Here is a 12,891-nt window from a genome sequence, read left to right as displayed (position 1 = left end):
CGATAACCATGAACAATATACCAGTTTCCCCGATAGAAGCCCTGAATGCTGCAATTCAAAATCACAATCCATTTAGCAAAGCTGGCATTGTCAAAGAGCAAGATATTTGGGGGAAAGGGTTCCCCGATCTTCCGACTCTAAATGCTCATGCTTCCGATGCAATTTTTCAGGCAGTTGAAAAAGTAAAGACAAGTCAATCTAGTCAAGAAAAGGTGACTTCACTGGTATTAACTGCTTCAATGGGAGTGGGGAAAAGCCACATTTTGAATCGTACTCGCCACAGGCTAGAAAGCAATGGTAATGCTTTATTCGTTTATGCAAGTGTTAATAATTACACAGACTTAAACTTGATAAAATACCAATTTCAGCAAACTTTAGTTAACAGTTTAAGTCGCATAAGTAACGAAGGTGTCATGCAATGCCAGGAAATAGCAGCAGCAATGGTTAACGAATGTTTTAAAGCTATGAATGCTGCTACACCAAATCTTTCTACTCAAAAACTACTCGATCAATTTGATCAAGTATGTGCTAGTTGGGCTACTAAAAATAAAAATTACATGAAAGCCCTAACCAAGCAATTTCTTAGGAGAAGATCAAATGTAGACCCTTATATTGTTCGAGCTGTTTTGTGGACATTATCAGAAACTGAAACACCTTTTGCTATCAAATGGTTGTCTGGTGAAGAGTTAGATAAATCTAAAGCTGAGGAACTAGGATTGCCGACTAATTCCGGCAAGACTAATCAGGATAGAGAAGTAGAATCTCTTAACAATGTCCAGAAAATTTTAAATTTGGTGAGTTACTACCGTCCTATAATCATTTGTTTTGATGAAATAGATGTAAATACAAGTTGTAGAGATGATGGCTTGACAACACCGCAGGTAATTGCCGATCTTGTTAAGCGTTTGTACGATACTCTCGAACAATCAGAACTCAGTCAAGGTTTAGTTATTATCACAGTAATGGCACCAGATACTTGGAAAACAGTTAATATGATGCCTGGTAGTATACTAGATCGAGTTTCAACATACACGCAGCGAAAACCAATCGATTTAAAATACTTGAATGGCGATTCTTTAGTTGATTTAGTCAAATTATGGTTGCAAGATTTTTATCAGGTCAGAAATTTAAATCCTCCTCATCCGGTTTACCCATTTGAGGAAAGTCAACTGAGAGAATATGGCAGAGGTAAGCCAACTGTACGCGAAGCTTTGACATGGTGTGCCGAGAATTTTAAAGTTTTTATGCCTCCAATGCCTGAACTTCCAGAAGAGCCTGCTGAACGGTTTGAGCTTGCTTTTACCAAGGAACTTGACGGAGACATCCGAGAGGATATGAAGGATAGTTTGACAATTGCTGATGCTATTTGCTTTGGCTTTTTAACCCTGATAGGTGAGACTGTAGACAACGTAAAAATTAATGACATTATGACAGAGGTTAAGCCAAAATTACAAAATGCGAATTGGATTGATTTCAAGATAATTGGTGTCGAAAATGGGAAAAAAATCAAGATTGGTGTTGCAGTCATTCAAACTTCTCAATCTGACTTAGTTGCTGGATTAAGACGCTTAATTGATTATCAAAAATTTGATTTGACTCGCGGTTGTTTAGTCCGTTCCCAATCAAAAATAGAGAAAATGAGCAAAAACTCTCCAGCATACAAGCTACTAGAACAACTCGTGTCAGTAGAAAAAGGCGGTGAGTTGGTGTACTTGATTGAAGACCAAATAAAACCGTTATTTGCTCTCCGTGCTGTTTATGAAAAATGCACAGAGTATAATTTAACCAAAGACGAGGTTTTTGATTTCATATCTCAGAAAAAGCTCACTTTTGACAATCTTTTACTGCGAGAAATTTTGAGCGATCCGTCGAATCAAATGCCTGTGGTTGATGATGAAGATGAACTCCAACTTTTAGAAGATATTTTCAACCCTACCAGCAGTGATGATACAGATGATGGCGATCTAAGCGACCAATTTAGTTAAGTATGAACCAATCAATTTTGCTTCAAACAGCACTGGCTTTACCAAATCCAGATGTTGAAGCTTTAATCCAAGGACGAATGGTTGCAGCTATGCCTCGGATGTTTCTGAATCCGGGGCGGACATTTGCTTTGTACCCCGCCGATATCTCGATTAATTTGCTACCTCACGAGCAACATTATAGCTCAAGTTTTTTGCCCGTCGCTAAAAACGCACTTGCTCAGTTAAATTCTGAAACGGTTTCGATCAAAGCTTGGGCTAGGTGCGAATTGTGTAAAATGGTGAATGAGCCTGAATCATTAGAGGCTTTGTCGCGATTAACAGTCTGGAAAACAAAGGCATTAGAGCAAATTCTCCAGCAGCGTCCTTTTATTTTTGTAGCTTACCTGCGGGTTTATCTGCTACCTCAGCCGTTTGAAATACCAGTGCAATCTAGTGGCAATTTTGTATCTTTGTCAAAATCCCTAACTGTTACTGATTCAACGCCTGTGTTGAGCGAGTCTATCTTCGCTAAACGCCGTCAAAAGCTCGAAAAACTAGAGCCTCCCGAACATCCAGAATTGGAAGAGTTGCAAAGTGCATTAGTGCATTTATCCAATACTAACCCAAACGCTAAACAACTCGATGCCGAAATTAAAATATTTCTAGGTTGGTCGGAAAATTTACCAACAACAAAACCCGATCCAGATTTAGATTGGATTAAAACGATCGCACAAATCGGCAACTCTAGCGACGGTAATGGCTTTGAAAAATTAGTCCGCAAAGGTTTTATCAAGCTAGGTTTCGGAAATTCTAACCACAAACCAGAAGCCAGTCTCGATCCCGAATCAACCGGGGGCGCTGGCGGATTAGATTTCTACTGTGAAACTCCCTATCAGGTAGTGGGAGAATGCAAAGCTACCAAAAGTGAAACCGTAGCTGATGGAACGCCCGCGCAACTTATCAAGTTAGGACACAAGCATCTTCAGGAACAATACAACTGCTGTATTAAGATAATTATGGCCGCTGGTCAGTTAAATAGACACGCTAACAAAACTGCTATCGGAAACCACATGAATGTAATTCGCCCGGAAACATTGCAAAGATTAGTTGAACTCAAAGCTAAGCAACCAGGTTCGATCGATCTATTACAGTTAAAACCTTGTTTGGAACAACAGCCGTTTGGTGAGGAAGCCGATGCTAAGGTTAATCGCTATATTGACGATGTGCGGGAAAAGCTTAAAGTGCGATCGCACGTTCTTTCTATTCTGAAAAAGTATTTAGAAACTACAGGTTCTAAAAGAGCCAGCGTTGATTCTTTGAGCGGTGCGTTTTCAATGTCTAACCCACCCAAGCAATTGTCCCGTGAAGAGTTGCACGAAATTTTAGTAGAACTTTCTTCTCCGCTGACAGGTTATGCAGGGCGAATTAAAGGAGATAGTTTGGGGCGCGATCGCTTTTATTTCCTGCGTGATTTGTTATTAGATGATTGAGGTAGAATTGAGGCTATTGCCACTATTTCAACTCTTTAAACAGTATCAGGATCTACTCCCAACTCCCGCAACTTAGCCGCCAATTTTTCAACGCGCTGACGTTCCTCTTGAAAATCTAGACGTTCCATTGCAGCTTGTTTAAGTTCCTGCAACCGCCTTTGTTCTTCTTTAATTAACCTTTCCACCAATGGCGGAGACAGTATTTCATCCACTGATAATCTCAAATTAGGAAATACTACAGATACTATGTCCTCACCCGGCAAGTAATCTACCTGTGAATAAACCTCATCACCTTCGGGAACTGCTATAACTCGCACCCGCTGTCTGTTTTCTGTCGGATCAACTATGCAATATTCCGGCACGTTAGCTTGTTCGTACTCTCCTCGTTTAAGTATATAATCTGCGCGTCGATCTTTGCCAACTACTTCTATTAATAATAAAGGCGTTTCATCAAAGTCAAGGACGGCCCCTCCGGGTCGAGCAGCAACTTGTTCTAAAAGACTTTGAGTGCAAACAACTATATCAGGGATGCGGGATGAACTTTCTTCGGTTCTGACTCCCAAATTTCTTTTGACTACTAAATCAAGATTGTTTTCAGCTAGGTGACGCTGCAATTTATAAACCAAATACTCACAAATATTTATGTGTAGAATTGTAGGCATTGCTATTGGTATTAATTCACCTCTGTGCAGTTCATGTTTTACCTCGTCATCGACTTTATAAAATCGGTATTCTTCAAAGGTTAATGTGGGTGAATCATCAACTTGTTGGTCTGTCAAAACTGGCGTGATTGATTGAGACATATCTTTGTGACCTCAGCGAGTATTTATGATTAAATTAAATTTAAATGACAGTATCAGGATCTACTCCCAATTCCCGCAACCTCGCTGACAATTTGTCAGCACGTTGACATTCCTCTTGAGCGCGTTGACTCTGCTGCTGGGCGAGTTGACGCTCCTCATCAGCGCGTTGACGCTCCTCATCAGCGCGTTGACGCTGCTCATCAGCGCGTTGACGCTCCTCATCAGCGCGTTGACGTTCCATTACAGCTTGTTGCTGTGATTCCTGTAATCGAACTCGTTCTGCCTTCACTAACTCCTCCACCAATGGTGGATTCAGTATTTCATCCACTGATAAAACCAAATCTGGAAATACTACAGATATAATTTCCTCACCCGGAAAGAAATCTGTATGCGTGTAACCATCTTCACCTTCAATAAATGCTAAGATTCTGATTTTTTGCTTCCCACATTTAGGGTCAACAATGCAATATTCTGGCACATTCGCTAATTCATACTGTGCTCGTTTAATCATGTAATCTGCCCGTCGATTTTCACTCACTACCTCTACTACTAATAGGGGTGTTTCTCCTAAGTCAAGGATGCCTGAACCAGGCTGGGCAAGGATTTGTTCCCACAAACTTTGAGTGCAGACAAGTACATCGGGAATGCAAGATGTAGCATTTTCTGTTCTCACTCCTACAGAAGTTTTTACTACTAAATCGAGATTGTGTTCAGCGAGATAACGCTGCAACTTGTAAACCAAATATTCGCAGATGCTTGTATGTAATGCGCTCGCCGTTGCCATTGGTATTAGTTTGCCTTTGTACAGTTCGTATTGTACATCAGGATCTCCTTGATAAACTCTGTATTCTTCAAAGGTTAAAGTTGGAGAATTATCAACTTCTTTTTCTTCTAAAACTGGGGCGATTGATTGAGACATAGGTTTTGGTATGAGTAAGTTTGTAGGGTGCGTCAGTTCATCAGTTGACAGTTGACAGTTGACAGTTGACAGCTACCTCTTCCATCGATAGAAGAGGATTGGAGCAATGAATCATTTTGTTTGATTTCCCCCTACACGGGGAGGCTTCAGATCCAATTTTCAGGCGTGAAGTTATAGGGCGACGATCGAGCGTTTGCAGACTGACGCACCCTACTAACTATTGTAGATCGGATTACCATTTGGGCGATCGCCTCAATAAGGCCGTAGCAGCCTCACTGTTGAGAGGTTTAGAGAAAAAGTACCCCTGACCGTACTCGCAGCCGATCGCCCGCAGTTGAGCCAATTGCACGGCGGTTTCGACACCTTCTGCGACTACCTCCATCCCCAAACTGCGCGCCAGCATGACGATCGCCCGCACGATTTCCAAATTCTCGCCCGCTGCTCCGATGCGACTGACAAAAGAGCGATCGACCTTCAAAATATTAATCGGGAATTTGTGCAAATAACTCAGAGACGAATAACCAGTACCAAAATCATCAATGCACAGCCCAATCCCCAACTCCCTTAACTGCGAAAGCATCGCCGCCGCCGCTTCCCCATCTTCCATCACCACAGTCTCAGTAATCTCCAACTTCAAACAGCGAGCATCAACACCCGTTTCCTGCAACACTTGCTTGATTTGCTCGATCGACTCCGGTTCCGAAAACTGCCTCCCCGAAAGATTCACTGCTACTGTCAGCCGGGAATTTCCCACAGGCAAATTCAAACTCTGCCACTCAATAATTTGGCGGCAGCTTTCGTTCAAAACCCACAAACCCAAAGGCATAATTAACCCAGTTTCCTCCGCCATCGCAATAAATTCCATCGGGGAAACTAAACCGCGTTCCGGGTGCAGCCAGCGCACCAGCGCCTCAAATCCGATCGCCGATCCGCTTTTCAAACAAACTATCGGCTGATAATAAACAGTAAAAGGACATTCCAATTTAAGAGGAGCCAATTGTGATTTCGTGCGCTCCAACTTCCAGTCGATTTCACATACAGGCGAGTTTTCCCCCGCCGCCCCACCTGGGAAATCCACAATCGAATATGTCAAATTCAGTTCTTCAATCGACTGCCGCAAATCGTTTTCTAAGTGCATCAAAGCCACAGCCCGAGTGTGCATTGCACTCGTAAACACTTCGTAACGAGCTTTACCGAGAGCTTTTGCCCGGTACATCGCAATATCAGCATCGCGCAAAATATCTCCAGGCCACTGATATTTGTCGGTACTCATAGCAATCCCGATGCTAGCAGTAATTAAAACTTTATGACCTTCTAAATATAGCGGTCGTTCGATCGCCTTCAGAATTCCCTTTGCTTGGGCGATCGCTTCATCCACACCTTGAATTTCCTCCAGCAAAATCACAAACTCATCTCCCCCCAGACGTGCCACCGTATCTCCTGGGCGCAAACAAGTCAACAGACGGCGGCCCACAGCCACCAACAGCCGATCGCCCGTGCGGTGTCCCTGGCTGTCATTAATCACCTTAAACCTGTCCAAATCGAGAAATAGCACCGCAAATTGATAGTTCGGATGCCGTTTGACGCGTGCAAAAGCTTGGCCCAACCTGTCAGTCAACAAAGCGCGGTTGGGCAACTCCGTCAGCGCGTCGTGCAAAGCATCGTGCAACAATTGGTCTTCAGCCGCCTTGCGTTCAGTTACATCGTGACAGTTGACGACAATTCCCCGCACCGAAGGTTCCGAGAGCAAATTCGTCGCCACCGCTTCCAACACGCACCAGAAACCCTGCTTGTGTCGCACCCGGTATTCCGCCAATCCCAGCCCAACTCTCGGCATTTGGATGACACCTTTGAACACTTGATCCACCATTGGCAATTCATCGGGGTGAATCAAGTCAAAGACAGACCGGCCGAGGACTTCCGCCGTCGGGTAGCCCAAAATCCGCTCGGCGGAAGGAGAGACATAGCGGCAAAAGCCTTTGTCGTCGAGAATTACAATAATGTCTCTGGCATTTTCAATTAGCGATCTAAAACGCTTTTCGCTTTGTCGCAGTTCTTGTTCCGTGCGCTTGCGATCGGTAATGTCGGTATTCATGTAAATCAGACCGACAATTTTCCCCGTGGGGTCTTTAATCGCATCGGCCCGCAGCAGCACTTGCAAAATTTTGTCGCTTTTTGTGCGGTTGGTAATTTCACCAGACCAAGAATAACCTCTGGCGATCGTATCGAGAACCTCGCAGGCGACTGCGGGGTCAGCAAAAACTGCCGGTATACCTCCTGCGAGTTTAAATTCCTCTGCCGTTTCCCATTCAAATAGCTGAGAAAACGCTTGATTTTGATAGATGTGAGTGCCGTTGGCATCGCTGATGCCGATCGCGTCGCTCGAACTTTCCACCGCCTTGCGAGTCAGCACCAGAGCTTCTTCTGCCCGCTTGCGCTCGGTAATATCAATCCCTACCAGACAAGCTGCATTCCCCCGATCGTACTTTTGAGCCACAATCAAATAATATCCCGCCGACTGTCCGCCCTCCGTTTTCACCTTAGCGCTGAGTTCTTTAACCGCTTCCGTAGCCTCGCAGGCAAAAAAATCCACCACAAAAGAGTAAAAATCCAAGCTAGCGCCCAGAAAACCGATATCTTGACCGACAAAGGCCGACGGCGACAAACCGTGCAGTTTAGCTAAGTGGTGGTTGACGCCCAAATAGCGCAAATCCGAGCTAATCCAAGATACTATGCCCGGAACTGCTTCCAAAATCGTTTGCAGTTGGTCGTTTGCTTGCTGCAAAGCTTCCTGCACTTCGATGCGTTCCGATAAGTCGGACTGAGTTCCGACGAAGTGAGTCAAATTACCGCTGTCGTCTCGCACGGGAGATAGCGACAATTTGTTCCAAAAAGGAGTGCCGTCTTTGCGATAATTTTTGATTGTCACCTGCAATGCTATGCCTTCGCGCAAGGCTTCGCGGATTTTAGCTACTGTAGTGCGATCGGTATCCGGGCCTTGCAAAAATCGGCAGTTGCGCCCCAAGACTTCACCGGCGCAGTAGCCTGTGATCCTTTCAAATGCTGGATTGCAATAAATTATGGGACAGTCGGGTGCCTTGGCGTCAGCAATAATAATACCGCTGGTAGTAGCAGCCAAAGCTCGATCGCGCAGCCACAGTGCTTCAGAAGCCGTATCGCGATCGGCTACGTCCCCCACTTCATCTAAATTATAAATTGACTGGTTATCCCGATTTCCCATCAGCCAAACTTTCAAGCCAACCTTTGCAATTTCCGAGTTGCTTCTTACTTTAACGTTTTTCAGGACTCACGAACGTAGATTGCATCTTTGCCTTTAACTAAGCGGGATTTCAGGTTAGTTGCTAGTTGTATTTTCTGCGCTTGCTGTGTCGGCATTTACAAAAAGCGCATCTTCAGTGCCAAGAGTGAAAAACCCTCAATTCCTCTCACCCTCTCCCCCTCTCCCCCTCTCCCCGCACTCCGTCAATCAGGATGTGCAGCAACTTATTTACCAGGAGTCGCAGATTGACCAGGCTTCAACAGTTGACAGTTGACAGTTGACAGTTGACAGTTTGAGAGCGACCTCTACCTAGAAGGAAGAGGATTGGAGTAATGAATAGTTTGATTTTAATTTCTCCCGAGCAGGGAGAGGCTTTCAACCAATTCTTTCTGGTAATATTAATCAAGGGTAGAGCCTCGTTGCTCCCCATTACTGTCGGAAACTGACCGTTCCATTTTTCGATCGCTTGAGTAGTGCAAAATTTCGGGAGTTGAAATACCCGCACGCTTATCGAAGCGATTATAGTGCAGGCTTCTAACATCGCGGGGGAATGCCGAGCGAACTGACTTACGTCCTTTCGTTGGTCTTACTTCCCCTCCGCTCTTCAGAAACGGCTGTTCCATCCGTTTGTAGCATTCTGATACCTTCTGCTCTAATATTTGTTGCTGCATTACCATCGCGATTGTGACGAGTGCCGCAATTGGGACAAGTCCACTCTCTAATATCAAGTGGCAACTTATCAATTTGGTAATAACAGCTAGAGCAAAGTTTAGAACTGGGGAACCATCGGTCAATTCCTACTAACTTCCCACCTTTTTTCTCTAGCTTGTAAGCTAAGAAATTAGTAAAAGTTCCCCATCCAGCATCAGATATTGCTTTAGCTAAATTGTGGTTGCGTACCATGCCTTTGACATTAAGATTTTCTACTACGACAACTTGGTTTTCGTTGACGAGTTTTCTTGATAACTTATGCAAAAAAACTTGACGGGATCCAAATTTTGGGACGGGCTAGAAGCCCATCCCACAAGAAAAAAGATTTTTGTGGGATGGGCTTCTAGCCCGTCCTAACTATTTTTGCAAGAGGTCTAATCTTTTTAGCTTTGTTTCTTGATTTACTTCCTTTCTGTTTTTTTGCTAGCTTTTGTTGCTTGCTTGCGTTTGAGATTTTTTTCATGCTTGGCTAAGTGCTTAGGATTACTGTATATAGCGGGGGACTTCCCGGCGAGGTATAGCGGATCTAGCTCTCATATTCGCGGACGTTGTTGGGAAGAAGGCCCTATACGTCTGGGTGGTTATATAAGCTGTCAATTATACCTCATCTTTTTGAGAAAGGCTATAGTTAAAGTTTGTCGCTGCAACCGTTGAGCTTCTGCTTGCTATGAGAGCCCGGTTAATTTGGGCTTGAGCATCTTGGGTTGCTTTTTTAACTGTGAACTACCTACACGCTTCCTGGCGGTAAGCGTGTAGGCTTCCCAATTCAATGGGGATTGCCTCAACTTTCATAGATTTTTTACGTCCTGAAGATTTTCGTCTTACATCCCCTCCAAGGGCATTCGCGCTAGTTCCTAACGCCAGAATTCGCAAACCTTCATTTCTAATATTTATTGCAGCATTAATATCTCTATCATACTGAACTGCTTTTCGTCCTTCCTCCGACTTCCATCGGACTTCTGTCAACAGTCAACTGTCAACAGTCAACAGTCAACAGTCAACAGTCAACTCTTCCTTCCTCCTTCAAAATCTGCTAGAGAAGGGGCATTGGTGGGACTTACCCAACCCAAAGCGAGTATAAAAAAAGACTCCTTGGGCAAGTTTTGAATTTATAGCGACAAATGTTAAAAATTAGAATTTGAAAATGGCAGAAAATAAGCTAAGGTTAGATGAGAACGGTTGAAAAAAGATATCTAATGTTGCAGCAACACCCTTGGCCGAAGACAATTGAAGAGGCGATCGTCATTCAAGATGTTCTCCGGTCAGAGGTAATTACCGAAAATCTACGGTCGCCAGTTCGGTACGTCGCAGGCGTAGATGTCGGCTACGACAGTGCAGAAGGCGTATCGCGGGCCGCTGTAACAGTTTTGAGCTTTCCAGACTTGCAATTACAGCAGCAGTCTGTGGTTCGCAGTCCTACAGCTTTTCCTTACGTTCCCGGTTTCCTGTCTTTTCGAGAAGTGCCGGCAGTCCTCGACGCTTTACAAAATATCAGTTTGAGACCAGACTTGATATTATGCGACGGTCAAGGACTAGCTCACCCCCGCAGGTTCGGTCTGGCGTGCCATTTGGGAGTTTTGACAGGAATTGCGACGATCGGAGTTGCCAAAACTAGATTTATCGGAGAACATTCAGAAGTAGGGTTCGAGCGGGGCTGTTGGCAGCCTTTGCTGCACGAGGGATCAACGGTAGGCGCAGCGTTAAGGACGCAAACAGGGATAAAACCGATTTATGTATCGATCGGTCATAAGGTAAACTTGATAAGTGCGATCGAGTACGTCCTGCACTGCGCCCCGAGGTATCGCTTGCCAGAAACAACTCGATCGGCAGACCAACTAACATCGGGATAACTGGCAGGCCCGGAAGGCATCAAAAAAATAAAAAGTCAAAAGATAAAAAAGCATCCCTCTTTGGACTTTGAATTTTTGAAGTGTGGCCCTTAAGTCGAAAAATGTTCTGAGTGTATCGCCAATCAGCTTTCGGTTCCATCCTTCCAGCGAACTAAAGAGTCAGGAACTCAGGGAATCAACGCCACGCTCGCTTGTAAGAAATTACAAGCTGTTCTGACCAGACCCCTCGATCGCGAGGAGACGTTATTCAGGTCACGACACCGGAAAATGATCCGCCAGTTTTGGGCTCTGTCATCTGCAATTAAACAGTTTTAAAGTCACGCTTTACAGTGTTGCAGGTCTAACAAGCCTTTATAACCAGGTCGAGGCGAACATTACTCCAGAAATGGGGATTCGGAGACAACCATATCTCCCCAGGGGTGGCAACCATACCCCCCCTAACCCCGAAAGGGGATTCAAGGCGATTGAAATCGCCGAGCCGTTTCCCTCTCAGGACTAAAGTCACGCTCGTTTCCCACTTACTTACCGAGTTTTTTTTATGACTATACCTGAGAAAGAGGTATAAAAGTTGGGGGATTTGTAGAATGATTGAAAGACAGTAATCAGCTTAAACATTGGCGGCTTGAACTAAACTACCCGGGCGTGAACTATGTTTAGTTCACATTTGTAAATTATGAAACAGTCATCCTGCGACTTAAACTCAAAGTTTACATTCGTCAGATGATGTTTCATAATTTACCGTCTAACCTCTCACCGCTAGCTGGGAGTCCCAACTACGGTGGGAGGTGAGGCGGGATCGATCGAAAAAATCAGCAAAAAAAACAAGGAGACAGTCATGGCTGAGAAAAGCAAACGTGGATTCGCATCTATGGACGCAGAAAAACAGCGTGCAATTGCTAGCAAAGGCGGAAAAGCTGCACACGCGAAAGGAACTGCACACGAATTTACTTCGGAAGAAGCCAGAGAAGCCGGTCAAAAAGGTGGCGAAGCTGTCAGCAGAAATCGGGAACACATGGCTCAAATTGGTCGCGAAGGCGGCCGGAAAAGCCGCAAAAGCGAAGCTTAAGTGAGTCTGTGACTATTTAACACAGTGACTGAAATATCGTCACTGTGCGATTCTTAAGAAGTTATGAAGCTATCTTGAGCGTCAACAAGTTTGCGGGCTAGACAAGGCAAGCAAACACCAGTCTGTCTCTCAATAAAAGCCAATCCGATCGCAAAAAGCCCCGAAATCGGGGCTTTTTTGTTTGTGAGACGAATTATTTGGTTAACTCATATAGCTGGCGATCGCACTTTTTGACCTCAGAAACCCCGTTTTTTTGCAGATTTCTCGTTCCCAAACCCAAAACTCTTAGAAACCCGGTTTCTTTGTAGATTTCTCGTTACCAAACCCAAAACTCCCACAAACCTGGTTTCTTGGCCCAAGCACGCGAGCCCGGAAACCGCCCGCAGTCTGGATATAAATTAAGTAAGATTTTGATATATTTCAGGAAACTTTGACACTCCCCGGTCTGAAGACGCGGGGATTCTTAAGGACAAACTTTGGAGGATGAATCCGCCCAAAGTTTAATTCTTAAAGGGTTAGTCAGTAACCCGCTACCCACTCGCTCAATAATTGAGTCTATGGCTACTTTTGATTTCCTAATGATGTTTGCCGCACCGTTAACATCTGCATTCAGAATTGATTTCTGAGCAGAACGGTATAAACCTCGTTTAATTCTTTTACCAGACGGTTGCCAATTGTCGGGTTTTTCACCAACTTTCACTGGCAGTATGTCTCGATCCAAGAAGCTAGCTTTTGAGGTGTAGGATTCGTCTTGCTCTACAAATCTCCATCCTCTGAGAGCGCACTCTTGTTGTAGTCTATCTTTGAC

General features: G+C 44.5%; 7 protein-coding genes and 3 pseudogenes. 4 read left to right on the top strand and 6 right to left on the bottom strand.

Annotated elements, in window-relative coordinates; all coding sequences use genetic code 11:
- Window positions 1-8: 8 nt before the first annotated feature.
- Together JGK07_RS22975 and JGK07_RS22970 are read left to right on the top strand one after the other, a co-directional pair.
- Window positions 9-1,985 carry a P-loop NTPase fold protein gene (locus tag JGK07_RS22975; RefSeq protein WP_293186796.1) on the top strand — a complete coding sequence of 659 codons (1,977 nt, stop codon included), beginning with the start codon at window positions 9-11 and terminating at the stop codon, window positions 1,983-1,985.
- 2 nt (window positions 1,986-1,987) lie between these two features.
- Complete coding sequence (locus JGK07_RS22970) at window positions 1,988-3,454, top strand: DUF1802 family protein (protein ID WP_293186797.1); 1,467 nt, start codon at window positions 1,988-1,990, stop codon at window positions 3,452-3,454.
- A gap of 35 nt (window positions 3,455-3,489) precedes the next feature.
- Here JGK07_RS22970 and JGK07_RS22965 read toward each other — a convergent pair whose 3' ends face one another.
- From JGK07_RS22965 to JGK07_RS22945, 5 genes and pseudogenes are all read right to left on the bottom strand, one after another.
- Window positions 3,490-4,257, bottom strand: a complete 768-nt coding sequence (locus JGK07_RS22965) for a Uma2 family endonuclease (RefSeq protein WP_293186798.1) — start codon at window positions 4,255-4,257, stop codon at window positions 3,490-3,492.
- Window positions 4,258-4,297: 40 nt separating this feature from the next.
- Entirely contained in the window at window positions 4,298-5,176 is an 879-nt protein-coding gene (locus JGK07_RS22960) for a Uma2 family endonuclease (protein ID WP_293186799.1), read from the bottom strand.
- Between the two features lie 232 nt (window positions 5,177-5,408).
- Window positions 5,409-8,432 (bottom strand): EAL domain-containing protein, encoded by a 3,024-nt coding sequence (locus JGK07_RS22955; RefSeq protein ID WP_293192756.1) that lies wholly within the window; start codon window positions 8,430-8,432, stop codon window positions 5,409-5,411.
- Between the two features lie 587 nt (window positions 8,433-9,019).
- Window positions 9,020-9,661: pseudogene (locus tag JGK07_RS22950) on the bottom strand (RNA-guided endonuclease TnpB family protein); the annotation flags it as partial.
- A 229-nt stretch (window positions 9,662-9,890) separates the two neighbouring features.
- Window positions 9,891-10,085 (bottom strand): annotated as a pseudogene (locus tag JGK07_RS22945) (hypothetical protein); the annotation flags it as partial.
- Window positions 10,086-10,363: 278 nt separating this feature from the next.
- Here JGK07_RS22945 and nfi point away from each other — a divergent pair.
- Together nfi and JGK07_RS22935 are read left to right on the top strand one after the other, a co-directional pair.
- Window positions 10,364-11,017 carry a deoxyribonuclease V gene (gene nfi, locus JGK07_RS22940; RefSeq protein ID WP_293186801.1) on the top strand — a complete coding sequence of 218 codons (654 nt, stop codon included), beginning with the start codon at window positions 10,364-10,366 and terminating at the stop codon, window positions 11,015-11,017.
- A gap of 835 nt (window positions 11,018-11,852) precedes the next feature.
- Complete coding sequence (locus JGK07_RS22935) at window positions 11,853-12,083, top strand: KGG domain-containing protein (protein ID WP_293149797.1); 231 nt, start codon at window positions 11,853-11,855, stop codon at window positions 12,081-12,083.
- Between the two features lie 463 nt (window positions 12,084-12,546).
- On the opposite strand, the pseudogene JGK07_RS22930 reads toward JGK07_RS22935, so the two are convergent.
- Window positions 12,547-12,891: pseudogene (locus JGK07_RS22930) on the bottom strand (RNA-guided endonuclease TnpB family protein); the annotation flags it as partial.

Source organism: Microcoleus sp. PH2017_24_DOB_U_A (assembly GCF_020738205.1).
GTDB lineage: Bacteria > Cyanobacteriota > Cyanobacteriia > Cyanobacteriales > Microcoleaceae > Microcoleus.
Note: the sequence above shows the minus strand (reverse complement) of the source record. Positions and strands in the feature narration are given on the sequence as shown.